This window comes from Enterococcus sp. ZJ1622, from assembly GCF_011038845.1.
Taxonomy (GTDB): domain Bacteria; phylum Bacillota; class Bacilli; order Lactobacillales; family Enterococcaceae; genus Enterococcus_B.
The window spans coordinates 1-26,317 of sequence record NZ_JAAKDW010000005.1 but is presented as its reverse complement, the minus strand read 5'-3'; the positions used below and the strand labels follow the sequence as shown (position 1 = coordinate 26,317).

The 26,317-nt window shown below is 42.5% G+C and carries 21 protein-coding genes; 17 read left to right on the top strand and 4 right to left on the bottom strand.

Annotated features, from left to right (window positions below; genetic code table 11):
* Positions 1–5 precede the first annotated feature (5 nt).
* The 6 genes from uvrA to whiA all read left to right on the top strand — a co-directional run bounded on the left by uvrA (position 6) and on the right by whiA (position 8,153).
* Positions 6–2,843, top strand: coding sequence for an excinuclease ABC subunit UvrA (gene uvrA, locus G7Y42_RS05780; RefSeq protein ID WP_165004884.1), 2,838 nt, complete (start codon positions 6–8; stop codon positions 2,841–2,843).
* A 248-nt stretch (positions 2,844–3,091) separates the two neighbouring features.
* The gene (locus G7Y42_RS05775) at positions 3,092–4,357 is read left to right on the top strand and encodes a D-aspartate ligase (RefSeq protein WP_206215445.1); all 1,266 of its coding nucleotides are present in this window, start codon (positions 3,092–3,094) and stop codon (positions 4,355–4,357) included.
* Positions 4,358–4,360: 3 nt separating this feature from the next.
* Positions 4,361–5,065 carry an aspartate racemase gene (locus tag G7Y42_RS05770; protein ID WP_165004888.1) on the top strand — a complete coding sequence of 235 codons (705 nt, stop codon included), beginning with the start codon at positions 4,361–4,363 and terminating at the stop codon, positions 5,063–5,065.
* A 231-nt stretch (positions 5,066–5,296) separates the two neighbouring features.
* Complete coding sequence (gene rapZ, locus G7Y42_RS05765; RefSeq protein ID WP_165004890.1) at positions 5,297–6,181, top strand: RNase adapter RapZ; 885 nt, start codon at positions 5,297–5,299, stop codon at positions 6,179–6,181.
* Positions 6,178–7,176 carry a YvcK family protein gene (locus G7Y42_RS05760; protein WP_165004892.1) on the top strand — a complete coding sequence of 333 codons (999 nt, stop codon included), beginning with the start codon at positions 6,178–6,180 and terminating at the stop codon, positions 7,174–7,176. The genes rapZ and G7Y42_RS05760 overlap by 4 nt, the downstream gene beginning before the upstream one ends.
* Before the next feature lie 41 nt (positions 7,177–7,217).
* Positions 7,218–8,153, top strand: a complete 936-nt coding sequence (gene whiA, locus G7Y42_RS05755) for a DNA-binding protein WhiA (RefSeq protein ID WP_165004894.1) — start codon at positions 7,218–7,220, stop codon at positions 8,151–8,153.
* Positions 8,154–8,359: 206 nt separating this feature from the next.
* Here the strand turns inward: whiA and G7Y42_RS05750 are convergent, their stop codons facing one another.
* The gene (locus tag G7Y42_RS05750; protein WP_165004896.1) at positions 8,360–8,881 is read right to left on the bottom strand and encodes a thioredoxin domain-containing protein; all 522 of its coding nucleotides are present in this window, start codon (positions 8,879–8,881) and stop codon (positions 8,360–8,362) included.
* A gap of 198 nt (positions 8,882–9,079) precedes the next feature.
* On the opposite strand from G7Y42_RS05750, the gene nifJ reads away from it, so the two are divergent.
* The 4 genes from nifJ to glmM all read left to right on the top strand — a co-directional run bounded on the left by nifJ (position 9,080) and on the right by glmM (position 16,305).
* Positions 9,080–12,751 (top strand): pyruvate:ferredoxin (flavodoxin) oxidoreductase, encoded by a 3,672-nt coding sequence (nifJ, locus tag G7Y42_RS05745; protein WP_165037843.1) that lies wholly within the window; start codon positions 9,080–9,082, stop codon positions 12,749–12,751.
* Between the two features lie 127 nt (positions 12,752–12,878).
* Positions 12,879–13,766, top strand: coding sequence for a diadenylate cyclase CdaA (gene cdaA, locus G7Y42_RS05740; protein WP_165004899.1), 888 nt, complete (start codon positions 12,879–12,881; stop codon positions 13,764–13,766).
* Entirely contained in the window at positions 13,763–14,926 is a 1,164-nt protein-coding gene (locus G7Y42_RS05735) for a CdaR family protein (protein ID WP_165004901.1), read from the top strand. The genes cdaA and G7Y42_RS05735 overlap by 4 nt, the downstream gene beginning before the upstream one ends.
* 23 nt (positions 14,927–14,949) lie before the next feature.
* Positions 14,950–16,305: a phosphoglucosamine mutase gene (glmM, locus tag G7Y42_RS05730; protein ID WP_165004903.1), complete on the top strand. Its 1,356-nt coding sequence runs from the start codon at positions 14,950–14,952 to the stop codon at positions 16,303–16,305.
* Positions 16,306–16,428: 123 nt separating this feature from the next.
* On the opposite strand, the gene G7Y42_RS05725 is transcribed toward glmM, so the two are convergent.
* Together G7Y42_RS05725 and glmS are read right to left on the bottom strand one after the other, a co-directional pair.
* Positions 16,429–16,716: a hypothetical protein gene (locus G7Y42_RS05725; RefSeq protein WP_165004905.1), complete on the bottom strand. Its 288-nt coding sequence runs from the start codon at positions 16,714–16,716 to the stop codon at positions 16,429–16,431.
* A 155-nt stretch (positions 16,717–16,871) separates the two neighbouring features.
* Positions 16,872–18,680, bottom strand: coding sequence for a glutamine--fructose-6-phosphate transaminase (isomerizing) (glmS, locus tag G7Y42_RS05720; RefSeq protein WP_165004907.1), 1,809 nt, complete (start codon positions 18,678–18,680; stop codon positions 16,872–16,874).
* A 411-nt stretch (positions 18,681–19,091) separates the two neighbouring features.
* Here glmS and G7Y42_RS05715 point away from each other — a divergent pair, with 411 nt between their 5' ends.
* From G7Y42_RS05715 to yihA, 7 genes are all read left to right on the top strand, one after another.
* The gene (locus G7Y42_RS05715; RefSeq protein ID WP_165004910.1) at positions 19,092–19,382 is read left to right on the top strand and encodes a hypothetical protein; all 291 of its coding nucleotides are present in this window, start codon (positions 19,092–19,094) and stop codon (positions 19,380–19,382) included.
* A 12-nt stretch (positions 19,383–19,394) separates the two neighbouring features.
* Positions 19,395–20,423 (top strand): signal peptide peptidase SppA, encoded by a 1,029-nt coding sequence (sppA, locus tag G7Y42_RS05710; RefSeq protein WP_165004912.1) that lies wholly within the window; start codon positions 19,395–19,397, stop codon positions 20,421–20,423.
* Between the two features lie 2 nt (positions 20,424–20,425).
* Positions 20,426–21,085, top strand: coding sequence for an RDD family protein (locus tag G7Y42_RS05705; RefSeq protein ID WP_165004915.1), 660 nt, complete (start codon positions 20,426–20,428; stop codon positions 21,083–21,085).
* A 92-nt stretch (positions 21,086–21,177) separates the two neighbouring features.
* Positions 21,178–22,110 (top strand): hypothetical protein, encoded by a 933-nt coding sequence (locus G7Y42_RS05700; protein WP_165004917.1) that lies wholly within the window; start codon positions 21,178–21,180, stop codon positions 22,108–22,110.
* A gap of 156 nt (positions 22,111–22,266) precedes the next feature.
* Positions 22,267–23,556: a trigger factor gene (tig, locus tag G7Y42_RS05695; protein ID WP_165004919.1), complete on the top strand. Its 1,290-nt coding sequence runs from the start codon at positions 22,267–22,269 to the stop codon at positions 23,554–23,556.
* A gap of 212 nt (positions 23,557–23,768) precedes the next feature.
* On the top strand, positions 23,769–25,019 hold the full coding sequence (clpX, locus tag G7Y42_RS05690) for an ATP-dependent Clp protease ATP-binding subunit ClpX (protein ID WP_165004921.1): 1,251 nt from the start codon (positions 23,769–23,771) through the stop codon (positions 25,017–25,019).
* An 81-nt stretch (positions 25,020–25,100) separates the two neighbouring features.
* Entirely contained in the window at positions 25,101–25,688 is a 588-nt protein-coding gene (gene yihA, locus G7Y42_RS05685) for a ribosome biogenesis GTP-binding protein YihA/YsxC (RefSeq protein WP_165004923.1), read from the top strand.
* 97 nt (positions 25,689–25,785) lie between these two features.
* On the opposite strand, the gene G7Y42_RS05680 is transcribed toward yihA, so the two are convergent.
* Positions 25,786–26,317: transposase (locus tag G7Y42_RS05680; protein ID WP_165037841.1), on the bottom strand; the 532-nt coding region annotated here is incomplete at its 5' end.

Sequence of the window (26,317 nt, the reverse complement as noted above, 5' to 3'; positions counted from 1 at the left end):
ATTTCATGGCTAACGATAAAATTACGATTCACGGCGCACGAGCCCACAATTTGAAAAATGTAGATGTGACCATTCCCAGAGATAAATTCGTCGTGGTGACTGGTCTGTCCGGCTCAGGAAAAAGTTCACTGGCTTTCGATACATTGTACGCAGAAGGTCAGAGAAGATATGTGGAGAGTCTTTCTGCTTATGCTCGTCAATTTTTAGGACAAATGGATAAACCAGATGTCGATAGTATCGACGGGTTGAGTCCAGCGATTTCCATCGACCAGAAAACGACGAGCAAAAACCCGCGTTCGACTGTCGGGACAGTGACGGAGATCAATGATTATCTTCGTTTGCTGTTCGCACGTGTCGGACATCCGATCTGTCCAAATGATCATATCGAGATCACTAGTCAATCCGTCGATCAGATGGCTGACAAAGTCATGGCTTTGCCAGAGCGGACAAAGATCCAAATCTTAGCACCGATCGTCGTGAAGAAAAAAGGGCAGCATAAAAAAGTGTTCGAACGAATCCAAAAAGAAGGATACGTTCGTGTACGTGTCGATGGAGAAACGTTTGATTTGAGCGAAGTGCCTGAATTGGAAAAGAACAAAAAACACGATATAGCTATCGTGATCGATCGAATCATCGTAAAAGAAGGCATTCGTTCACGTTTGTTCGATTCTTTGGAAGCAGCTTTGCGGTTGGCAGATGGCTATGCTTTAGTCGATGTCATCGGCGAAGAAGAAATGTTGTTTAGCGAACACTATTCTTGTCCTTATTGCGGATTTACCGTGGGCGAGTTGGAACCAAGGCTTTTTTCATTTAACGCGCCATTTGGAGCCTGCCCTGATTGTGATGGGCTTGGTGTGAAATTAGAAGTCGACCAAGATTTAGTGATCCCCGATAGAACAAAAACTTTGCGCGAAGGAGCGATTGTTCCTTGGAATCCAATCAGCTCTCAATACTATCCGCAAATGCTTGCCCAAGCGTGTGAAAGCTTTGGTATCGACTTGGACACACCATTTGAAGAATTACCAGAAGAACACCAAGAGGTCATTTTGAATGGAACAGATGAATTGTTCCATTTCCACTATGAGAATGATTTCGGTGGCGTCAGAGATGTAGAAACTTCCTTTGAAGGCGTATTGAAGAACATCAAACGTCGCTATCACGACACAAACAGCGACTTTACAAGAGAACAAATGCGTTTGTATATGACTGAACTCACTTGTCAGACATGCAAAGGCTATCGATTGAATCCGCAAGCCTTGTCCGTAAAGATCAATGGGACACATATTGGACAAACCAACGAATTATCGATCCAAAAAGCAGTGGACTTTTTCTCGAACCTGACATTGTCTGAACAAGAAAAAGTGATCGCGAAACCGATCCTAAAAGAAGTAAACGACCGCTTATCTTTTCTGGAAAACGTCGGATTGGATTATCTGACCTTGAGTCGTGCTTCAGGAACATTATCGGGAGGGGAAGCGCAGCGGATACGTCTTGCTACACAGATCGGCTCGAACCTGTCTGGTGTGCTTTATATATTGGATGAACCATCTATCGGTTTGCATCAGCGCGACAATGACCGATTGATCGGTTCTCTGAAAAAAATGCGTGATCTCGGCAATACTTTAGTCGTCGTCGAACACGATGAGGACACGATGCGTGCGGCGGATTATCTGATCGATGTAGGACCAGGAGCTGGAGACCAAGGCGGACAGATCGTTGCTGCTGGTACGCCTGAACAAGTAGCAAAAGATGCGAATTCATTGACTGGACAATATTTGTCTGGCAAGAAAAGCATACCTGTACCGGCAGAACGCCGAAAAGGTAACGGAAAAGCGATCAAGATCACAGGTGCTTCTGAGAATAATCTGAAGAATGTCTCTGTCGAATTTCCTTTAGGGGAATTCGTCGCAGTAACAGGCGTCTCGGGTTCTGGGAAAAGCACCTTAGTCAATAGTATCCTGAAAAAAGCTTTAGCACAGAAATTGAATCGGAATTCTGCAAAACCCGGGAAATACAAAACGATTTCCGGATATGAAAGCATCGAAAAAATCATCGATATCGACCAAAGCCCGATCGGACGGACGCCACGAAGCAACCCGGCGACTTACACGAGTGTGTTCGACGATATCCGCGGTTTGTTCGCCCAAACGAATGAAGCGAAGATGCGCGGCTATAAAAAGGGACGTTTCAGCTTCAACGTGAAAGGCGGACGCTGTGAGGCTTGTCACGGTGATGGGATCATCAAGATCGAAATGCATTTCTTGCCAGATGTCTATGTCCCATGTGAAGTTTGTCATGGAAAACGATACAATTCTGAAACACTGGAAGTGCACTATAAAGGAAAAAGTATCGCAGATGTCTTGGAAATGACGGTGGAAGATGCAGTCGAATTCTTCAAACCAATTCCAAAGATCCACCGTAAACTGCAAACGATCGTCGATGTAGGTTTAGGCTACGTCACCATGGGACAGCCGGCAACGACATTGTCAGGCGGGGAAGCACAGCGGATGAAACTAGCCAGTGAGCTTCATAAAATCTCAAATGGCAAGAACTTCTATATTTTAGATGAACCTACCACTGGACTCCATACAGATGATATCGCTCGGCTGCTAGATGTATTGCAGCGATTGGTAGATGCCGGCAATACAGTATTAGTGATCGAGCATAATCTGGACGTTATCAAAACTGCTGATCATCTCATTGATCTAGGACCAGAAGGCGGTGAAGGCGGGGGAACGATCCTTGCTACCGGAACGCCAGAAGAGATCATCAAAGTAAAAGAAAGTTATACAGGTCAGTACCTGAAAAAGATGATGGATGAGTCACCAAAAGCGAAGGCATAAGATATGATTAAAAAAACATAAAAAAAAGATTTTGTCCTTGTTTTCTGAAGGCTTGTGTTCTACAATACATTACATGGTAGTTCTGTCTACACTGATTGGTATAGATAAAAACTTCCTATAAGTTCAATCCGTTCAAAAAAGAATTGAGCAATCGGAGGGGTTTCCTTTGATTGCTTTTTTCTTTATGGTATGATATTCCTTGTGTAAGTTGAAAAAGAAAACTAGAGATTATGAGTAAGTGAGAGATAATAATGAACAGTAATGAAAATGAAGAATTTATCCCTATTTTATTAGGCAGCGACATGAACGTTTATGGTATGGCACGTTCTTTCAATGAAGCATATGGCAAAGTCTGCCAAGCTTACGCTTCAAATCAGTTAGCTCCTACCCGTTATAGTAAGATTGTCAATGTCGAAGTGATCCCTGGGTTTGATAAAGACCCTGTATTTATCGAAACTATGAGACGTCTGGCAAAAGAAAAGTATTCTGATAAAAGCAAAAAATACCTGTTGATCGCTTGTGGCGACGGTTATGCTGAATTGATTTCTCAACACAAACAAGAGCTTTCGGAACATTTCATCTGTCCGTACATCGATTACTCCTTGTTTGAACGACTGATCAATAAAGTCAGCTTCTATGAGGTTTGTGAAGAATACCATCTTCCTTATCCTAAAACGTTGATCGTACGAGAAGAAATGCTTGTAGAAGGTCGTTTGGAACAAGAACTGCCTTTTGAATTTCCAGTCGCTTTGAAACCGGCAAATAGTGTAGAATACCTTTCTGTCCAATTCGAAGGCCGCAAAAAAGCATTTATCATCGATAATCGTGAAGAGTTCGATCTGATTTTAGGTCGGATTTATGAAGCTGGTTATACGAGTGAAATGATCGTACAGGACTTTATTCCAGGGGATGACAGCAATATGCGTGTGCTGAATGCCTATGTAGATGAAGATCATCAAGTACGAATGATGTGTCTAGGCCATCCTTTATTAGAAGACCCTACACCTGCGTCTATCGGGAACTATGTAGTCATCATTCCAGATTACAATGAAAAGATCTATCAGACGATCAAAGAATTTTTGGAAACGATCGAATACACAGGTTTTGCGAATTTCGACATGAAATACGATCCTCGTGATGGAGAGTATAAGCTGTTTGAAATCAACCTGCGTCAAGGACGAAGTAGCTTCTTTGTTACGCTAAATGGGTTGAACCTCGCACGTTTCGTGACCGAAGATCGTGTATTTGGCAAACCATTTACCGGAACGACTTATGGAACCAATCAATCAGAAAAAGCAAAACTCTGGATGGGTGTGCCGAAAAAAGTCTTTTTGGAATACGCACGCGAAAACGAAGACAAAAAACTCGCAGAACAAATGATCAAAGAAAATCGTTATGGAACGACTGTCTTTTATGAAAAAGACCGTTCAGTCAGACGTTGGCTGCTGATGAAATATATGTTCCATAACTATATCCCAAGATTCAAAAAGTATTTTCATGTGAAAGAAGGCTAGTTCATGGAGAATTTTTTCAGTATATTAGGCGGAATGGGAACCATGGCCACCGAAAGTTTTGTCCGGTTGATCAATCACCGTACACAGGCATCGAAAGATCAGGATTATTTGAACTATGTCTTGTTCAATCATGCGACAGTTCCCGATCGGACGGCTTATATCTTAGACCGTACACAAGAAGATCCTATGCCTTATTTGCTGGATGACATTGAAAAGCAAAATCTTTTGCAGCCTAAATTTATCGTATTGACTTGTAACACAGCCCATTATTTTTTCGATGAGCTTCAAGCAGCAACGGATATCCCTATTTTGCATATGCCGAGAGAAGCAGCAAATGAGCTTGTTCGTCAGCATACAGTAGGAAAAGTAGCTGTTTTAGGAACAGAAGGCAGTATGAGAGCAGGGATCTATGAACGTGAAGTGAAAAATCTGGGTTTTGAAGCAGTGATTCCGGATCAGGAACTTCAAGAAAAAATCAATTATCTGATCTATCATGAAATCAAAGAGTCTGATCATTTGAATAAAGATCTTTATTATGAAATCCTGGAAGAAGCTGTCGAACGATTAGAATGCGAGAAAATCATTCTGGGCTGTACGGAGTTGTCGCTGATGCAGGAATTCGCATCGGATAACCCTTACCCTGTCATCGATGCCCAGTCGATTCTGGCTGATCGGACTATCGAACGTGCGTTGAAATTGCGTCAATGATCGCGCGATGACTCGTCGGTTATCTAAAAGTCCTATTTCAGACCGAAACAGGAAATCAGAAATCTTTTGTTTTTTGTTAGGGCAAGTATCGTAGCAGGTATTTGCCCTGATTTTTTGCGGAAATTTATAGAAAATTTTCGCAAAAAGTGACGAAGAATGGAAATAAACTGGCAATGATACGCCCGGAATGATATAATTGTACTAATCGATAGGTGAGAGGAGATTGACATTATGGCTGATAATTTACAACTGGTGATCATTACAGGGATGAGCGGGGCTGGGAAAACAGTCGCTATCCAAAGTTTCGAAGATATGGGTTATTTCTGTATTGACAATATGCCGCCAAAATTGATCCCTAAATTTTGGGAACTGATCAAAGAATCTGGAAAAGTAACGAAAATGGCACTAGGTGTGGACCTTCGTTCTCGTTCTTTTTTTGAAGAAATCCAAAATATGCTGATTGAAATCGAAAATACGAACTTCATTGATACATCGATCTTATTTTTAGATGCTTCGGATGAAGAGCTAGTTGCCCGTTACAAAGAAACAAGACGGACGCACCCGATGGCGATGGACGGATTAGTGACGGAAGGTATTCGCAAAGAACGTGCGATTTTGAATGATCTGAAAGCACAAGCTTCCGTGATCATCGATACGACCACATTGACACCACGCCAATTAAGAGAAAAAATCAATCAAGCATTCAAAACAAAGGGCGATCAGGGATTCCGGATCGAGTTTGTCTCATTCGGCTTCAAATACGGTTTGCCGATCGATTCTGATATTGTCATGGATGTCCGCTTCTTGCCAAATCCTCACTATATTGCGGAGCTCAGACCATTAACAGGAAAAGATAAACCTGTTTACGACTATGTCATGTCTTTCGATGAAACAGAATCATTTTATACGAAATTCTTAGATCTGCTACAAACTGTTTTGCCTGGATACATCAAAGAAGGAAAAAGCAGCTTGACGATCGCGATCGGCTGTACTGGCGGACAGCATCGCTCAGTAGCGTTAACAGAGCGTTTAGCAGAAGCACTTGGAAAAACGTATAAAGTGAACATCACTCACCGCGATAAAGACAAACGGAAAGAGACGGTGAATCGGTCGTGAAAATGAAAACCTACCGTATCAGAAAGCCGAAAATCGTCGTTGTCGGAGGTGGGACCGGGCTGCCAGTGATTTTGAAGAGCTTGCGTAACCAAGGAGCCGACATCACTGCGATTGTGACAGTAGCTGATGATGGGGGAAGTAGCGGCGCAATCAGAGAGTCTATAGCAATGGCACCGCCAGGAGATTTACGGAATGTCCTCGTGTCGCTTTCTGATATGCCGCAGTTTTATGAGGATATCTTTCAATACCGCTTTAAAAAAGAAGACCAGTTTTTGGCGAACCATACGATCGGTAATCTGATCATTGCTGCTGTTTCTGAAATGCGTGGGAGCACCTATGAAGCAATCCAGCTTCTTTCGAAAATGATGCACGTAGACGGTCACATTTATCCTTCCTCGGAAACACCTTTGACACTGCATGCGGTGTTCAAAGACGGGACTACAGCCGTCGGAGAATCGAAAATCGCGCTTGACCGTAAAATCATCGATCATGTGTATGTCCGCAACACAACAGACGAAAGTGAAGCGAAAGCCGCACGCAAAGTCGTTTCAGCGATCATGGAGGCAGATATGGTCGTCTTGGGACCTGGAAGCTTGTTCACCAGTATCCTGCCTAACTTGGTCATTCCAGAAATTGGGGAAGCAGTCGTAAATACGACAGCTGAAGTTGTCTACATTTGCAACATCATGACACAAAAAGGTGAAACCGAACACTTTACCGACGCGGATCATATCCGAGTCCTTCATGAACACTTGCATCAGCCATTTATCAATACGGTTTTAGTGAATACTGAAAAAGTCCCCGACGGCTATATGGATCCTAGGATCTACGATGAATATCTCGTGCAGGTAGCACATGATTTCAATGGTTTGAGGAATGAAGGCTGTCGAGTGATCTCTACTGACTTTCTGGAATTGAAAAATGGCGGAGTTTTCCATGACGGGGAAAAAGTGGTCGAGGAACTTTTCCGTTTGGTATTCGGTTCGAAATATTAAAATAGAACATTAATTGTTGTTGTAGAAAGGGGGAGAATAGAATGTCCTTTGCCGCAGATGTGAAAAAAGAATTGACTGGGCTGGAAGTTCATCGCGAGCATGCCAAAGCTGAATTAGCTGCATTGCTTCGGATGAATGGTTCGCTAGGAATCGTCAACCAGCAGTTTATTCTAAATGTACAAACTGAAAATGCTGCGATCGCCCGGCGTATCTATTCTCTTTTGAAAGATCATTATAATGTACGAAGCGAATTGCTCGTGCGGAAAAAAATGAAACTTAAAAAGAATAATGTCTATATCGTGCGTTTGAAACAAGGAACGAAAAACGTGCTCATGGACTTGGACATCATGGATGGCATGATGTTCAACGGACATGTCTCTGATGAAATCATGGGGAATTCACAAAAAATGCGTTCCTACTTGCGAGGTGCATTCATGGCTTCTGGTTCAGTCAACAACCCAGAAACCAGCCGTTATCATTTAGAGATTTTTTCGATTTATGAACAGCACAATCAGGATATTTGCGATATGCTGAATTATTATGGCCTGCATGCACGGACATTGGAAAGACGTAATGGCTATATTTCTTATTTAAAAGGTGCAGAAAAGATTGCTGATTTCTTGACATTGATTGGGGCTACCAATTCGATGCTGCGATTTGAAGACGTGCGGATCGTACGGGACATGAGAAATTCGGTGAACCGTCTTGTCAATTGTGAGACGGCAAATCTGAACAAAATAATCGATGCTGCATCCAAACAAATCGAAAACATCGAATTAATCGAAGCGAAAGTGGGCTTGCAGGCATTGCCTGAGAAGCTGCAAGAAATCGCAGAACTTCGGCTCCAGCATCCTGAAGTGAGTTTGAAGGAACTAGGAGAGATGATCCCATCAGGTGCGATCTCCAAATCCGGTATCAATCACCGCATTCGCAAGATCAATGAATTTGCAGAGAAACTACGAGAAGAAGCTGTATAAAAAAGGACCGACACATAGCGCATAACTGCGGATGTGCCGGTCTTTTTTGCTTGCAAAAACTACTTGCCTTTTCCCTTGCTTCTGTCAAACTGGATTTCCCGCTGTTTGTTGTGTTCCGTGACGTGCCGCTTAGTCTAATGCTCATTTATCTGATAAGAAATAAGAGGCTGGGAGTTTATCTTCCCAGCCTCAGATCGTCACTTCATCTACTTCTCATGGAGCAGATGGCTCAGTTCTTCAAGAGAAATCGATTCATCAAAGATGTTTTCTCCTAAGATGATCGTCGGTACGAAACGGATATTCGCATTTGCCGCTTCGTCGATAATAGATTGACTAGTCTGTTCATCTTTTTGATAGGAAAGCCCTAGTTTCTCTGTTGCATAATCAGCGACTTCTTGAAGAGAAAGGTTTTTCCATTCCTCTTGGGTAGCAAAGATTTGTCTGATCTCTTCCATCGCTTTTTGCCCATCCTTGCTTGAAAGATGATGATGCATCACGTTTCCTCGCTGCAGGCTTTCTTTTTCCTTGTCGAAGAGCTTGATGATTCGTTGAAGCTGACCTTTTTGGACGGCTTCGTCTAAGATCTCATAAGATTCTTCAAACCATTGCCGGCAATAAGGACAAGCTAGATTGATAAATTCGATCATTTTTTTTGGCGCATCAGTTGCCCCATACACGATTCCTGTTGCAGTTGTAGTTTTATCTGCGTCGATTACTGAAATATCCATATTCAAACACCTCTTTACTAAATAGTTTAACCACCTTCAATGAAAAAAGACAGTCATTTGTTTGATTTTTTAAATAACGTCATAAAAGAGAAACGAAAAACCATGTGAAAGGTTTTGCGAAATAAAGGCTCAACCAGCACGTTTTTGCGGTATAATAGAAAAGATTACTCGAGAGAATTTGAACAAGGATGATGATAGATGAGGAAAATGAAAACAATGGACGGGAATACAGCAGCTGCGTATATTTCTTATGCGTTCACGGAGCTTGCTGCTATTTACCCGATCACACCCAGCTCAACTATGGCAGAATTAGTCGATCAATGGTCGGCAGCTGGTAAGAAAAATATTTTTGGCGAACCGGTAAAAGTCGTTGAAATGCAATCAGAAGCTGGTGCGGCAGGAGTTGTGCACGGCTCATTGAAAACAGGCGCTTTGACGACGACCTATACAGCCTCGCAAGGATTGCTTCTGATGATCCCGAATATGTATAAAATAGCAGGAGAGCTTCTTCCAAGCGTCTTCCATGTCGCAAGCCGAGCAGTTACGACGAATGCACTGAATATCTTCGGCGATCACGGAGATGTCATGGCAGCCAGACAGACTGGTTTTGCGATGCTTGCACAAAGCAGTGTCCAAGAAGTGATGGATCTTTCACCAGTGGCACATTTAGCGTCGATCGAAGGAGAACTGCCTTTTTTGAATTTTTTTGATGGATTTCGCACGAGTCACGAAATCCAAAAGATCGAAGTATTGGACTATGAAGAATTGGCTCCATTGATCGATCAGGAGAAACTGAGGAAATTTAGAGAAAGAGGGATGAATCCCAATCATCCGACAGTCAGCGGGACGAATCAAAACCCTGATATCCATTTTCAGCAGCGGGAGACCATCAATCAGTATTATGAGAAACTGCCGCAGATCGTCCAAAAATATATGCAGGAGATCAATCGTTTGCGGGGGACTTCTTATGATCTAGTCACTTATCATGGGGCAGAGGATGCAGAAGAAGTAATCGTATCTATGGGTTCTGTGGCTCATACGATCGAACAGACTGTCGACTATTTGAATCAAAACGGTCGGAAAACTGGCTTTTTGAATATCCATCTTTACCGGCCTTTTCCAATCGAGAATCTGTTAGAGAAACTTCCAGCCACCACAAAAACGATCGCAGTGCTCGACCGAAGCAAAGAACCAGGTGCGGGCGGCGAACCATTACTTCTAGATGTGCAAAGTGCACTTTACGATTCTGATATCCGACCAGTGATCATCGGCGGACGATACGGCTTAGGATCAAAAGATGTGACTCCGGATCAGATCGTGGCAGTTTTTGACGAATTAGTCAAAGAAAAAGAAAAAAGGAAGAAACGCTTCACTATCGGAATCATCGATGATGTGACTTATCATTCTTTAGAGACGAAAGAGACACTGGATTTGACGAATCCGGCGACTTACCAAGCGAAATTCTGGGGATTTGGTTCTGATGGGACAGTCGGTGCGAACAAGTCTGCGATCAAGATCATCGGAGATCATACGAAAAAGTATGCGCAAGGTTATTTTTATTATGATTCAAAGAAATCGGGCGGACTGACTGTTTCCCACTTGCGAGTTGGAGAAACACCGATCCGTTCGGCTTATCTTGTCGAACATGCAGATTTCGTTGCTTGTCATACACCGGCTTATCTACACAGTTACGATCTAGTCAAAGGGTTGAAACGAGGCGGGACCTTTTTATTGAACACGCTTTGGACAGATGAGCAGTTGGATACACATTTACCAACGAAGCTGAAACGGTATCTGGCAGAAAATGAGATCCAGTTTTATACGATCAATGCGATGCAGCTAGCCCAAGAAGTTGGGCTGGGACGCAGGATCAATACAGCGATGGAGACAGCGTTCTTTAAGTTAGCAGATATTATGCCTTTTGAAGAAGTCATGCCGATCTTGAAAGAAGAGGCACTGAAAAGCTATGGACATAAATCGATGGCGATCGTAGAAAAAAACGTCCAAGCAATCGATCGAACAGTTGAACTTTTACATCGAGTAGCCATTCCAGAAAGCTGGAAAACTCTTGAATTACCGAAGAAGAAGGCAGCAGTTGGTTCCCGTTATGTCCACGAGATTCTAGAGCCTATCAACGCACAAGAAGGAAACAGTCTGTCAGTAGGTGCACTGGTTTCTAATGGGATGACAACAGGAGAGATGCCTGTGGGTACGGCTTCAGTCGAAAAGCGCGGTGTTGCACTAGAAGTGCCGCAGTGGATCAGCGACCGCTGTACGATGTGCAATGAATGTGCCTTTTTTTGTCCGCATGCAGCGATCCGTCCGTTTTTAGCTGATGAAGAAGAGATGGAAGAAGCGCCAGAAGGATTCATTGTCCGGGATATGAGAGGGCCAGATGGCTTGAAGTACCGTATCCAGGTTTCTGTTGAAGATTGTACTGGCTGCGGATTATGTGTAGAAGCTTGTCCAGCAAAAGGGAAAGCATTAGTGATGAAGCCTTACGAGGAACAAAAAGAACAAGCGGTCAATTGGGCATTTGCCATGACGTTGAAGCAAAAAGAAAATCCAGTCAAAGGGAAAAATACCGTCCTTTCTACACAATTCAACAAACCGCTTCTGGAATTTTCGGGCGCTTGCTCAGGCTGTGGCGAGACACCTTATGTGAAATTGCTGACGCAAATGTTTGGTGATCGGATGATGATCGCAAATGCAACGGGCTGTTCTTCGATTTGGGGAGGTGCGTCTCCAGCCTCGCCATATACGACGAATGAATGCGGGCAAGGTCCAGCCTGGTCCAATTCTTTACTAGAAGACAATGCCGAGTTCGGTTATGGGATGCTGCTTGCTGCACAGACACGTCGCGAGGCTTTAGCAAAATCGATCAGCGATGTGCTGCCGAAAGTATCAGAATCCTTGAGATTGCTGATGCAAGATTGGCTGGATCATTTGTTTGAAAGTGAAGGGACACAGCAGCGTGCAGCTAAACTGCAAGCAGCGATCGAATCAGAGCTAGGAAATGTGCCAGAGCTTGAAGCTATCTATCGGGAAAGAGATATTTTTGTGAAAAACAGTCAGTGGATGATTGGTGGAGATGGCTGGGCTTATGATATTGGGTTCAGTGGAATCGATCACGTCCTTGCAAGCGGGGCAGATGTCAATATTCTTGTTCTGGATAATGAAGTCTATTCGAATACTGGCGGACAGATGTCAAAAGCAACGCCAGCTTCTGCAATCGCTAAGTTCTCAGCCAGCGGGAAATATGCGTCGAAAAAAGATCTTGGGATGATGGCTATGACCTATGGGAACGTCTATGTAGCACAAATAGCTTCTGGTGCCAATCAGATGCAGACGATCAAAGCGTTCGAAGAAGCAGAGAAATACCCCGGACCTTCATTGATCATTGCTTATACACCTTGTATCACGCATGGTCTTTTTGGTGGGATGAGAGAATCGATCAAGGAAGCAAAAGAAGCTGTATCTTCTGGTTATTGGTCTCTTTATCGCTATAATCCGTCATTAGCAGAGAAAAACAAAACGCCGATGATCTTGGATTACAAGAAACCTGATTTTTCTGTCATGCCAGATTTCATGCGGAAGCAAGTACGTTTTTCTTCATTGGAAAAAGCAAATCCGGAATCTGCTGGAAAACTGTTCGAAAAGACCGTACAAGACGCCAAAACACGCTTTTATAATTACGCAACTCTAGCAGGCGAACGTGAAAAAATAAAGGCGAAACTAGAGCCGGAAGAAGCAGATTTGCCAACGCCAAAAGCTCGAAAAGAAAAAAGAGTCGACCCTGAAGCAGAAGCCCGCAGAGCTGCTAGACGAGCAGCTCGAGCAGAACGACGAAAAAAAACAGAGGAACAATAAAAGAGAACATTGTAATTTTCTTGAAAATAATGTCATTTTTATCAGGAAAAATGATTCAGAATAGCCTCTTAATTTAAAACATATGATATACTAAATAAGAAATCTCAAAAGAGAAGAGAGGCTTTTTATGTCATTTCAAATCGGGGAACTTTTTAATTTGGAGTACTGGCAGCAAATGTTTTCCGGTGACTTGTTTTCTCTGAATTTTTTGGTGAACATACTTGATATTCTGGTCGTTTGGTATCTCGTGTACAAACTGATCCAACTGCTTCGCGGGACCAAGGCGATCCAACTGCTGAAAGGAGTAGCGATCTTCATCGTTATTCGAATTATCGCAGAGATTATTGGGCTGCATACTCTGTCGTGGCTGATGAACCAGGTCATTACTTATGGAGTTATCGCAGCAATCGTGATCTTCCAGCCTGAAATCAGGCGCGGATTGGAACATCTTGGACGCAGTTCGCTTTTCAAACAATCCAAAAGCGAGCAGCAGGAAGATGAAAAGATGATCCTGTCTTTCGACAAAGCAATCCAATATATGTCTAAACGTAAAATTGGCGCGCTGATCACGATCGAACGTCATACTGGATTAGATGAGTACATCGAGACTGGAATCTCTTTAGATGCGGATATCACAGGTGAGTTGCTGATCAATATCTTTATTCCCAATACGCCGCTTCATGATGGTGCAGTCATCGTGAAAGACGGGAAGATTGCAGTAGCCAGCGCCTATTTGCCGCTATCTGAAAGTATGCTGATTCCAAAAGAATTTGGAACTCGACACCGGGCAGCTGTCGGTATAAGCGAAGTCAGCGACGCGATCACGATCGTTGTCTCTGAAGAAACAGGAGATGTCAGCATCACTTTAGACAATGAATTGATGCCTGGTCTTTCTCAAGAAGAATATTTAGCAATCTTGCGCAGAGAATTGATTGCTGAAGACAAAACAAAAACGAAAAAAAACGTGATTCAATCTTTCCTAGACGGTATGACTAAGGGAGGGGATCGCAAATGATCTCAAAAGAGAAACGAACAAGTATTTTATACGGATTTGTTGCTCTGCTGTTCAGCATTGTACTTTATTTCAATGCAAATGGACAAACGGTTCAAAACACATTATCCGGGAATGAATCCTACAGCCAGACAGTCGCAGATGTTCCTGTCCAGCTTTCCTATGATTCGGACCGGTATTACATTCATGGATATGAAAATGCCGTCACAGTGAAACTTTCGAGCGCGAATCGCGTCCAGCTGAACGCTGAAAAAAATGAAGACACGAGGACTTTCAGAGTCACTGCGGACATCACGAAACTCAGCGAAGGCACACACGAAGTTCCACTGAAAATACAAAATCTGAGCAGTGCGGTAACAGCAAAAATGCAGCCTGCAACGATTACGGTGACGATCGAGAAAAAAGTAACGAAGGATTTCGAGGTGGAAGCAGCGATTCCTTCTACGATTACACCAACTGGCTATGAGCTTGATGAAGCAGTAGTCAAACCGGACAAAGTGACGATTACCACAGGAGATAAAACACTAGCTGAAATCAAACGCGTAGTGGCGAATGTGGACAAATCGATGATCACCGATACTGGAATCAACGCTGAGATCCCAATACAAGCATTGAATGCTGCGGGAGAAGTATTGAGTATCGTTTCTGATCCAGTGCAGGTCTCTGTCAAAGCAGAAGCGATCAAACCGTCAAAAACAGTGCGTTTATATGGGACACAACAAGGCACACCAGCTGAAGGCGTAGAAAGCTATGATTTCAGTTTTTCAGATCTAGAAGCAGAAGTCACTGGATCGAATGAACTGCTTTCGACGATTGGCAGCAGTATTGCTGTGCCAGTTGATATCACGGGAATCAATCATCGAACGACTCGAAAAATCGAGATCCCTGTAGAAACAGGTTTGACTGTAGAACCAAGATCAGTCAGCGTTGAAATCACGCCTGTCTTGAAAAGCTCAAGCAGCAGTTCATCTACGAGCCAAAGCATAAAAGAAGAATCAGGATCAAGAACTACTTCTGCAAGTAGCGTGCCATCCGTACCTACATCGACGACGACTCCAAGTTCAACGACGACAACGACTAGCGGATCGGTCACTACGGAAGAAACAAGTCAGTCAATAAGTGAAAGTACACAAGCAAGTAGAATGAATTCCTCGGAAAATTAAGTTAAAGGAGCAAATTTATAGCTATGGGTAAATATTTTGGAACAGATGGTGTTCGTGGCGAGGCAAATAAGGAGCTGACACCAGAGCTAGCATTCAAATTAGGCCGCTGTGGCGGTTATGTGTTGAGCCAGCATGAAAAAGAAGGGAAACGCCCGCGTGTTTTAGTGGGACGTGATACAAGAATATCTGGTCAAATGCTAGAAGAAGCATTGATTTCCGGATTATTGTCAGTTGGGATCGAAGTCTTTCAATTAGGTGTGATTTCTACACCGGGAGTCGCATACTTGACACGTTTGCAAAAAGCTAGTGCAGGTGTAATGATCTCTGCTTCCCACAATCCGGCACAAGACAACGGAATCAAATTTTTCGGTGCAGACGGATTCAAATTGGTCGACGATCAGGAACTGGAGATCGAAGCATTGTTAGATGCAGAGGTTGACGAATTACCAAGACCTTCAGCTGAAGGATTAGGTACAGTCGAAGAATTTCCAGAAGGCTTGCTGAAATACTCGCAATTTCTTGTTCAAACCATCAATGGCGATCTTTCTGGTCTGACAGTTTGCGTAGATGCGGCAAACGGAGCTACTGCCACATCGGTGAATCGATTGTTTGCCGACCTGGAAACAGACTTCTATACGATGGGCACAAACCCAGATGGACTGAACATCAATGATGGCGTAGGTTCTACTCATCCAGAGCGGTTAGCTGAAATGGTCGTTGAAAAAGGTGCAGATGTTGGTTTAGCATTCGATGGTGATGGCGATCGGATCATTGCAGTCGATGAATTGGGAAATATCGTCGATGGAGACAAGATCATGTATATCTGTGCGAAGTATCTTGCAGAAAAGAATCGTCTGAAGAAAGATACGATCGTGACGACAGTCATGAGTAATCTGGGCTTCCATAAAGCTGTAGAAGCGATTGGGCTAAAAGACGTCGTCACTCAAGTGGGTGATCGCTATGTCGTAGAAGAAATGCGTAAAAATGATTATAACTTTGGCGGTGAACAGTCCGGTCATATGATCTTCTTGGATTTCAATACTACTGGAGATGGGATGCTTTCAGGTATCCAGCTGCTGAATATCATGAAACAGACAGGGAAGAAATTATCTGAGCTTGCTGCTGAAGTCACGATCTATCCACAAAAATTAGTCAATATCCGTGTCAGCAACAAAAATGGTGCTATGGAAGTACCTGCAATCAAGAAAGTGATCGAAGAAGCAGAAGCAGAGATGGGAGATGACGGAAGAATCCTAGTCCGTCCTTCCGGAACAGAACCATTGCTTCGCGTCATGGCAGAAGCTCCTACCGATGAGAAAGTAAACTACTATGTAGATAAAATCGCAGCAGTAGTCAAAGAAGAAATCGGACTGGAGTAAAACGCATCACTAGAAAAAACTGAGAACAAGAGGTTGTGAGCCTGCTGTTTAACTCTGAGGCACAAGGAACAATTTCAACAAGGAGCTGCGACAAGTCTTTTGTCGCAGCTCCTTGTTGATTTTTTATTTGAAAAAAGCGAACTGTGTAAGAATCATCATGGCGATGCAAGAGAAAAGGGACAATAAAACGACAAGCAAAAAAAGCACCTTCGCATTCTCAGAAGCTTGAATACCTAATTTTTTATTGATAGAGTTGCAAATGACGACAGAACAAACTTGTGAGGCCATGTACAGAGGCAGAAAACCACCTGTACCAAAAATAAGTGAAAACAACATAAAAACAGTGATCACGCTATCCGTACCAAGAATAGCAAAACGCAATATATGCCAGTTTCTCTGAGTAGTGACCATAATATCCTCCTTGTGTGTCATGCTGAACGAAAACAGCTGTCTAGTATTTAGTATTAGTTTAACAGAAAAGCACTAAGGAATAGAATGTACTGAATGAAAAATGAGTAAGAAACGCGCAAGACAGATGCGTTTCTTACTCATAAGATTTCTTGCTTTTATTCTACTGTCACTGATTTTGCTAAATTACGTGGCTTGTCTACGTCGAATCCTCTCAGCAGTGTTGCATAGTACGCCAGTAATTGAGTCGGTACTACGGTTGCCAAAGCACTCAGGTAAGGGTGGACTGCTGGCAGAACCAGCTGATCACTTTCTCTTTCCAGTCCTTCGACGGCGATCACTAATGTTTTTGCGCCGCGGCTTTCCACTTCTTTCAGATTTCCTCTGGTGTGGGCACCGGTCACTTCTTCACTGATGATCCCGATAACAGGCGTACCTTCTTCGATCAAAGCGATCGTTCCATGTTTCAATTCGCCAGCTGCAAATCCTTCAGCTTGGATATAACTGATTTCTTTTAATTTAAGCGCTGCTTCAAGAGAGACATCATAATCCGAACCGCGTCCGATATAAAACGCATTCCGTGTATCACTCAAATAGGCAGCAGCTAACTCTTCTAGATAGTCCTTTTGTGCAATCACTGTTTCCATCGCAGAAGCGACTAAACTCAATTCATGAGTCATATCGAAATGGAGCGCTTCGTCGATCCCTTTTGAATCACCGACTGATTTTGCCAGTAAAGCCAGAACAGCGATTTGCGCAGTATAAGCTTTTGTAGATGCTACCGCGATTTCTGGGCCTGCATGAAGCAGTAAAGTGAAAGAGGCTTCACGTGAAAGAGTAGACCCTGGAACATTGGTGATAGTCAAAGAAGGATAACCTAATTGATTCACTTTGACAAGAACTTGCCGGCTATCAGCTGTTTCGCCGCTTTGACTCAGGAATATGAAGAAAGGCTTGTTTGAAAGCAATGGCATATTGTAGCCGAATTCACTTGCCAGATGTACTTCGACAGGAATCTGAGTCAAAGTTTCTAGCGTGTGTTTGCCCGCTAGTCCTGCATGGTAGCTAGTGCCGCAAGCAACGATATAGATCCGATCGCTGTCTGTCAAAGCTTCCAGAAGTCCAGCGTCAAGAGATACACGATTGTCAGGATCCACATAAGTTTGAGCGATCCGTCGCATGATGATCGGTTGTTCATCGATTTCTTTCAGCATGTAGAATGGATAAGTTCCTTTTTCGATATCAGAAGCATCTACTTGAGCCTCGAAAGATGGACGGGAGATCATGTCGCCAGAAAGCGTTTGGATCACGACATCGTCAGCTGTGACAGTGACCATTTCACCATCTTCGACTTCCACGAATTCTGTCGTTTGAGAAAGCATAGCCATTGCATCACTAGCGATGACATTGAAACCATCACCTAGGCCAATAAGCAAAGGACTTTTATTTTTAGCTACGTAGATCGTGTCAGGAGCATTTCTGTCAATCAAAGCAAAGGCATACGAACCTCTGATAACTCGTAAAGCTTCTTTGAATGCATCGACTGTCGTACGTCCTTCATTTGCAAATGCTTCAATCAGATGAGCGATGATCTCCGTGTCCGTTTGTCCGATGAATGTATCATTTGCTAAGTAATCTGCTTTTAATTCATCAAAATTTTCGATCACGCCGTTGTGTACAAGGACGAAACGACCGCTTTGAGAAGTATGAGGGTGCGCATTTTCTTCAGAAGGTTCGCCGTGAGTAGCCCAACGCGTATGGCCGATCCCGATAGTCCCTTGAACGTCTGAAGATAGTTTTTCCTTTAAATTTTGAATTCGTCCCTGAGCTTTGACTAAATGATCTGAAGCATAGTCTGCTACAAAAATCCCAGCAGAATCATACCCGCGATACTCCAGTTTTTCCAACCCGCTGATCAATCCTAGTGTTACATTTTCCAATCCGATAATTCCAACAATTCCGCACATAAAAAAACATCCTACTTTCTTTGATAGATTCGTATAGATGTTTCCAGCTGCAGGAGACTCCCTTTGTTTTACCTTCGCAGATAATTTTTATGGATTCTCTATAGAGTGCAGTCCCTAGGGCCATCCGCCGAATATTTCGATTAACCCTCTCCTCGTCATCTGTTTGAACAGATCAGGCGCTATTCCTTAAAAGGTCTATCTATCCTCCTTGAAGTGTTTTATCTGGAAACAACTAAAATAATAACTTTTATTAGGTGCTATTGTCAATGGAAAAGTAAAAAATAAAAATTGGTATATATCTTATTGGGGCATGTAACGTATTTCTGTCTTCCAAAAAAAGATTGAATTTCGACTATCATCTTTTTGGGGAGTTCGGTACAATAGTATTAATAAAATAAAGGAGGAAAAGAAATGGAAGCAAAAATCGAAGTGTTGACACTAGGGATGTTAAAAGAACAGCTAGCTAAATTTGAACAGCGACCAGACGTCACAGACGATACCAAAATTTTTCTGGATACCGGCTGGGACAGTATACAGGAGATCTCGCCCGATGCATTAAGTATCGAAACAGCGCAGAAATTCACAGTAGAAGATGAACTGACAAAAGAAACATTCTCCGGCTACTCATTAGAAGAAAAAGCGGCACGGATGAATGCAGAAGAAGCAAAAGAAACGGTGATCGTGATAAAAAATTTATATTAAAGGGGAACTCACATGAATAAAAAACGCTGGATAGCAGTTTTAATCGCAGCAGGGTTGCTTGTCGTCTCATTCGTTTCAGCAGGACTGACCGCAAAACCTCAAGAAGAAATGAAAATCGGCGGCTTGAATAGTTTGCTTTATGGCGATGATGAGCTGACGCCGCAAGTTCTAGAAGAAGGGAACAGTGAACAAAAAATCGCTAAATTGACTGTTGACGGAACGATCGCAAGCGGCGGTTCTTCAGGGTTCTTTGCTTCTGAAGGCTATAATCATGAAAATTTTATGGAACAGCTAAAAGCCATCGAAGCAGATAAGACAGTCAAAGGGATTTTGCTGGAAGTAAACTCTCCTGGAGGCGGCGTGTATGAAAGCGCTGAGATCGCAAAGACACTGAATGAGATCCGTCAAGAACGAGAACTGCCGATGTACGTGAGCATGAAAAGCATGGCAGCAAGTGGCGGCTATTATATTTCTGCCCAAGCAGACAAAATCTATGCAACAGAAGAAACTGTGACTGGTTCGATCGGCGTCATTATGTCTGGTCTGAATTACTCCGGCCTGCTGGAAAAACTAGGCGTCGAAGATACGACAGTCAAAAGTGGTGCATTGAAAGATATGGGCTCCAGTACACGTCCTGAAACAAAAGAAGATCATGCTGTCTTGCAAGCTTATATCGACAGTGCGTATAATCGTTTTGTAAAAGTGGTCAGCGAGGGACGTCATAAATCGGAGGATGAAGTGAAAAAAATCGCTGATGGCCGTATCTATGACGGAGTACAGGCGAAAGAAGTCGGATTAGTCGATGAATTAGGCTTTCCGGAAGATGCACTGAAAGCGATGCGTAAAGAGCAAAACCTAGAAAAAGCAGAATTAGTGGAATACACCACCAATTCGACAGGGTTTGCTAATACATGGTTTGGTTCGAAATTGGCGCAATTCCAGGGACTGAAAGCCTCAGAAACTAGTCAGATCCTTACGCTTCTTGAGAATTTGGGAACGGCCGAATCACCAAAAGCGATGTATTATTATGGAGGTGAATAACCATGGCTGAGATGTCAGAAGAAAAGGTCGATCAAGCAGAAAGACGAAATGATCAGCCAGCTGTGGGACCAGATCCTACGTTCTCGCAAAAGGTGCTGCAGTCTTTTGAAAAGGAACCTATGTCACCGGAAGAAATCAAAGAAAATCAAAATAAATGGGGGAAATATACGAAAGAAGCCAAGGACGAACCAAGGACGAATAACTTTCCCGATTATTTTTATGCAGGGTTCTGGATACGATTCTTTGCATTTATCATCGATCTGGTATGTATCGGCTCGCTGACACGTTTGTCTTTAGGCGTTGCCGTAAATTTGGGATGGCTTGAAGCATCAGATTCTTATCTTAGTATTTACGGACTGATCGCACTGATCCTTTATTTAGCATATTTCGTGTTATTGACAAAATGGAACCATGGACAAACGATTGGGAAAATGATCTTTGGGATCCGCGTCATCAGTTTTGATGAAGAGGAATTGAGCTGGCCGACTGTACTGGTGAGAGAAGGGGCATGCCGATTCATCCTGAAATTCCCGTGGCTTTTGATCGGTTATCTGCCTACGATCTTCAGTCAGAGAAAACAGCACATCGGAGATTACTTCTCTAATACAAGTGTGGTCACGATCAATTTGATCAAAGCTTTCAATCAAGAAATGAATCGTTGATCAGCTAATTGAAGAAATTGACAGTTGGATTTATAATTGTCAGTTTTTTTATCTTTTGATAAGATGATACAAGAATGAAGGGAGAATGAAGCGTGAAACCAATCGATTTTCCGGAAAAATACGAAAATTTGATGCGTGTTGCTCAACAGGCATTAGCAAAGCAGCAGTATGGGCAAGCAAGAGAACTGCTGCAGCGTGCATATGAGCTTAATGAAACATTTGAGGCAAACAGTTTGCTTGTTTTTTGCTTATACGAATTGGATGAGAAGAAAGAGGCACTGAGACAGGCGATCCTCCACGAACCACAATATCTTTCGACCGAAGAATTTGCAGGCTTCTATTTTGATCTGCTGATTGGCGTAAAGGATTATCTGTATGCACGGAAACTGATCGCAAGTGCGGATTTTTCTGACTCCTTTGAACAAACGTTGATAGAAAAGATTCAGTATGCAGAAGAATTATCTGGACAAATGGAAAGACAGAAAATTCGAGGGATTTATCAAACGATCGAAAAGCTCCCATTTGCTGAGCCAGCCCAGCAGCTGTTATTACTGAATGAAGTCGAACAGCTTCCTTATCATGAATTCATCCAAGCAGTCAAAAAACTGATCGTGACACCAGAGATCCATCTGTTAGCTAGAGCAAGGTTGTTAGAATCGCTTGTTCAAGTGAAAGAATGCACAAAATTTGCTTATTTGACGATCGAAGAGAAATTGATAGATGTCATACCGAAGAAATTGCCAAGGCCGGAAGAACAGAAGGCGTTTCAGGAATTATGCCAGCTTGCTGATCAATACGAGAACCAGGATGCGATGCTTGGTGCCAGTCTGAAAGAAGAATTCGCGATGCAGTCTGCACTGACATATCCAATCTATGATCGCTACATCAATCATGTGGAGGATTGGTTTGAGCTAACTATAGAAGCTTATGGCGGGATAGTCAGAGAAGAAAAGACAGAGGAACAAAAGGAAGTGTTTCTGGAAAAAAGAACAAAAATTTTAGCGCAGCTGATGAAGTTCCAGTAACCTTTTTTCTTTTTAAAAGATAAAAAACTCATGAAAAACGTGGATTCCTACCGCTCAATATGTTTACAATTCGACAGGGTTAGTGTACTATTTAAAAGTATGCATGAAACGTTTTTGATGTATAAAAAATGAATTTCTAAACTCGGAGGGAATTAAATGACTGCAACATTTGAAAAAAAAGGCACGAACGACGGTGTTTTAACATTTACAATCGCGCAAGATGAAATCCAAAAAGGACTAACAACTGCGTTTAATAAAGTTAAAGGAAACTTAAATGTACCTGGATTCCGTAAAGGAAAAGTTTCACGTCAGGTATTTAACCGCATGTACGGCGAAGAAGCATTATATGAAGATGCATTGAACGCTGTTTTGCCAGAAGCTTATGAAGCAGCTGTCAAAGAAGCAGCAATCGAACCAGTTTCACAACCAAAAATCGATGTTGAAAGCATGGAAAAAGGAAAAGACTGGGTCATCACTGCTGAAGTCACTGTGAAACCAGAAGTGAAATTAGGTCAATACAAAGATCTAGTTGTTGAAAAACAAGACCGTGAAGTAACAGATGCTGATGTAGAAGAACGCATCAAACGCGAACAAGAAGCACAAGCAGAACTTGTCATCAAAGAAGATGCAGCTGCAGAAAATGGCGATACAGTAGTGATCGATTTCGAAGGATTCGTAGATGGCGAAGCATTCGAAGGCGGAAAAGGCGAAAACTATTCTCTTGAATTAGGTTCAGGTTCATTCATCCCTGGATTCGAAGAACAGTTGGTTGGCCATAAATCAGGAGACAGCCTAGACGTAACAGTGACTTTCCCAGAAGATTATCAAGCAGAAGACCTTGCTGGAAAAGAAGCAGTATTCAAAGTGACTGTCCATGAAGTAAAAGCAAAAGAAGTTCCTGAATTAGACGACGAGTTCGCAAAAGACGTCGATGATGAAGTATCAACTTTAGAAGAATTAAAAGAAAAATATCGTAAAGAATTGATCGAAACAAAAGAAAAAGCAGCAGACGATGCAAAAGACGAAGCAGCGATCCGCATGGCTGTCGAAAATGCAGAAATCGTTGACTTGCCTTACGTGATGGTACATGATGAAGTTCACCGTTCAATGGATGAATTCTTGAACAACATGCAACGTCAAGGGATCTCACCAGAAATGTACTACCAATTGACAGGTTCTACAGAAGAAGACCTGCATAAACAATTCGAAGGCGAAGCTGATTTGCGTACACGCACAAACCTTGTGATTGAAGCGATCGCAGCAGCTGAAAACTTGGAAGCAACAGAAGAAGAAATCAACGCAGAAATCCAAGAATTGTCAGAATCATACAACATGCCAGTAGAACAAATCAAACGTGTACTGACAGACGATATGCTAGAACATGATGTGACAATGAAAAAAGCGATCGAATTGATCACTGGAACAGCTACAGAAGCAAAAGAATAAGACGAGTTTTTAATGAAAGCTGGGACTTGATGTCTCGGCTTTTCTCTTTTAAAACGGAATTTCGAAGCTGAAGGATACACGGATAGGAAGAGAAACATTATCTCAGTCGTCTAGTACTTTTTCTTTTTTTGAAATTATGTTATGATAGTAAAAGACTGTAAAGTCTCTGATAGTTTCTTGCATACTTTTTTGCAAGTTAAGGGGTGAAGACCATGTATGACAATCCAAGTGGCAATGAGACCGTACGCTGTTCTTTTTGTGGGAAGACACAAGAAGAAGTGAAGAAAATCGTAGCTGGTCCAGGGGTCTACATCTGTAATGAATGTATCGACCTATGCAAAGAGATAATTGACGAAGAATTTTATGAAGAAGCTGTACGCGAATTTACGGAAGTTCCGAAACCGCTGGAGATTCTTGATGTATTGAACAACTATGTGATTGGGCAAGACCGTGCAAAACGTTCTTTAGCTGTCGCTGTGTATAATCACTATAAACGAGTGAACCAGCAAGCAGAAGATAATGCAGACGAAGTGGAATTGCAAAAGAGCAACATCTGTTTGATCGGACCTACAGGATCTGGGAAAACATTTTTAGCGCAGACTTTAGCAAAAACATTGAACGTTCCTTTTGCGATTGCGGATGCAACGAGCTTGACGGAAGCCGGATATGTAGGCGAAGACGTTGAAAATATCTTGCTGAAACTTCTGCAGTCAGCCGATTACAATGTTGAACGTGCAGAAAAAGGGATTATCTACATCGATGAAATCGATAAGATCGCTCGTAAAAGCGAAAATGTATCTATCACTCGTGATGTTTCCGGTGAAGGGGTACAACAGGCGCTATTGAAGATCTTGGAAGGAACCGCTGCGAGTGTTCCGCCTCAGGGAGGACGCAAACATCCGCATCAGGAATTCATCCAGATCGATACAACGAATGTCTTGTTTATCGTCGGTGGTGCTTTTGACGGGATCGAAACGATCGTGAAAAACCGTATGGGTGAGAAAACGATTGGATTCGGTACGCAAAACCAAAAGATTTCAGAAGAAGAAAGCGTGATGCAGCACATCATTCCAGAAGACTTACTGAAATTCGGACTGATTCCTGAATTCATCGGGCGATTACCTGTAATGGCTGCGCTAGAAAAACTGACGACAGAAGACCTAGTTCGTATCTTGACAGAACCGAAGAATGCTTTGGTCAAACAATACCAGAAACTTCTTTCTCTAGATGATACAGAATTGGAATTCGAACCAGAAGCATTAGAAGCGATCGCGAAAAAAGCGATCGAGCGCAATACAGGGGCACGCGGGCTTCGTTCGATCATCGAGGAAATCATGATGGATGTCATGTTCGATATCCCTTCAAATGAAAACATCGAAAAAGTGATCATTACGAAAGAAGCGGCTGAACTGACGGGCGAGCCAACAGTGATTTATAAAGATTCAGAGAAAAAAGCGGGTTGATGAGAAGAGGCTGCCGTAAAAGTCAATTTGGCTTTTGCGACAGCCGCTCGTTTTATTCATCACCTTTTAAGGAGAAAAAATATGAAAGTTCATCAAGCTGAGATTATTATCAGCGCGGTTGCGCCAAAACAATATCCAGACACACAGCTTCCTGAGATCGCATTAGCTGGACGTTCGAATGTAGGGAAATCTTCATTCATCAATACATTGATCGATCGAAAAAATTTAGCACGAACTTCTGGTAAACCAGGGAAAACCCAAACGCTGAACTTTTACCTGATCGAGAATTCGCTTCATTTTGTGGATGTGCCTGGCTACGGCTATGCAAAAGTATCAAAAACAGAGCGGGCAAAATGGGGAAAGATGATCGAGACATACATCACAACTAGAGAACAGCTACGTGCAGTCGTCTCATTAGTCGATCTTCGGCACAAACCTTCTCAAGAAGATATTCAAATGTATGAATTCTTGAAATATTATGATATCCCAGTGATCGTAGTGGCAACGAAAGCCGATAAGATCCCTCGCGGCAAATGGAACAAGCATGAGAGTGAAATAAAAAAAGCGTTGGATTTCGACAATACTGACCAGTTCATCTTATTTTCTTCTGTGACAAAACAGGGGAAAGAAGAAGCTTGGGAAGCTATTGAAGCAGCAATCGCTGACTAAAGATAACTGCAAAAAATCGTGGCTCTTTGTCAAATCGGACTGATAAGGTCATCTATGAACATCAAAGTTAGTAAAAGTTACTAGCTTTGATGTTTTTTTATGTGTAGCTGATTAACCCGTTGATTAGAAAAATCCGCAAGCGCATATTGGTGAAACTGCGAAATCCATAAGCAATTCGTTTTAACGTTTTGATATGCGTGTGAAGATTCTCTAATTTTGCGTTAGAATATTTTTTCGAAAACGCTAGCTGAATTCCTTTTTCATATCTGAAAAAGGCTTTTTTGATGTGGTGAAGTTCCGAGGGAACTTCTTTGGGCATTTCTCGAAGTAGCTGGAAAAAAGTAGCTGGTTGTTTCTCGTGATAAGCGCTAAGTAGCTTTTGATAATACTGATAAGCCGTTTTAAGTTCAAAAGAGATTGAAAGTAGACGGTCAACTACTTCACTTTCTGTTAAATAGCGCCATTGAAAATTCTGCCATTTCTTGAATGTAGTATAATCCAACTCATCTTCTGATTTTAGAAGTAATTTATGCAAAGATTTCAATTGTCGATAGTACTTGGCTTGTGAAGCGTCTTTTTGATCCAGCTGCTTCATCACGCGTTTTCGAATACGGTCGAAAAACTTGTTC

Bases quoted from the DNA above. Each gene is read 5' to 3' on its own strand.
- uvrA (WP_165004884.1), top strand. From the start codon at position 6: ATGGCTAACGATAAAATTACGATTCACGGCGCACGAGCCCACAATTTG.
- G7Y42_RS05770 (WP_165004888.1), top strand. From the start codon at position 4,361: ATGGAGAATTTTTTCAGTATATTAGGCGGAATGGGAACCATGGCCACC.
- rapZ (WP_165004890.1), top strand. From the start codon at position 5,297: ATGGCTGATAATTTACAACTGGTGATCATTACAGGGATGAGCGGGGCT.
- whiA (WP_165004894.1), top strand. From the start codon at position 7,218: ATGTCCTTTGCCGCAGATGTGAAAAAAGAATTGACTGGGCTGGAAGTT.
- G7Y42_RS05750 (WP_165004896.1), bottom strand. From the start codon at position 8,881: ATGGATATTTCAGTAATCGACGCAGATAAAACTACAACTGCAACAGGA.
- nifJ (WP_165037843.1), top strand. From the start codon at position 9,080: ATGAGGAAAATGAAAACAATGGACGGGAATACAGCAGCTGCGTATATT.
- cdaA (WP_165004899.1), top strand. From the start codon at position 12,879: ATGTCATTTCAAATCGGGGAACTTTTTAATTTGGAGTACTGGCAGCAA.
- G7Y42_RS05735 (WP_165004901.1), top strand. From the start codon at position 13,763: ATGATCTCAAAAGAGAAACGAACAAGTATTTTATACGGATTTGTTGCT.
- glmM (WP_165004903.1), top strand. From the start codon at position 14,950: ATGGGTAAATATTTTGGAACAGATGGTGTTCGTGGCGAGGCAAATAAG.
- G7Y42_RS05725 (WP_165004905.1), bottom strand. From the start codon at position 16,716: ATGGTCACTACTCAGAGAAACTGGCATATATTGCGTTTTGCTATTCTT.
- glmS (WP_165004907.1), bottom strand. From the start codon at position 18,680: ATGTGCGGAATTGTTGGAATTATCGGATTGGAAAATGTAACACTAGGA.
- G7Y42_RS05715 (WP_165004910.1), top strand. From the start codon at position 19,092: ATGGAAGCAAAAATCGAAGTGTTGACACTAGGGATGTTAAAAGAACAG.
- sppA (WP_165004912.1), top strand. From the start codon at position 19,395: ATGAATAAAAAACGCTGGATAGCAGTTTTAATCGCAGCAGGGTTGCTT.
- G7Y42_RS05705 (WP_165004915.1), top strand. From the start codon at position 20,426: ATGGCTGAGATGTCAGAAGAAAAGGTCGATCAAGCAGAAAGACGAAAT.
- tig (WP_165004919.1), top strand. From the start codon at position 22,267: ATGACTGCAACATTTGAAAAAAAAGGCACGAACGACGGTGTTTTAACA.
- clpX (WP_165004921.1), top strand. From the start codon at position 23,769: ATGTATGACAATCCAAGTGGCAATGAGACCGTACGCTGTTCTTTTTGT.
- yihA (WP_165004923.1), top strand. From the start codon at position 25,101: ATGAAAGTTCATCAAGCTGAGATTATTATCAGCGCGGTTGCGCCAAAA.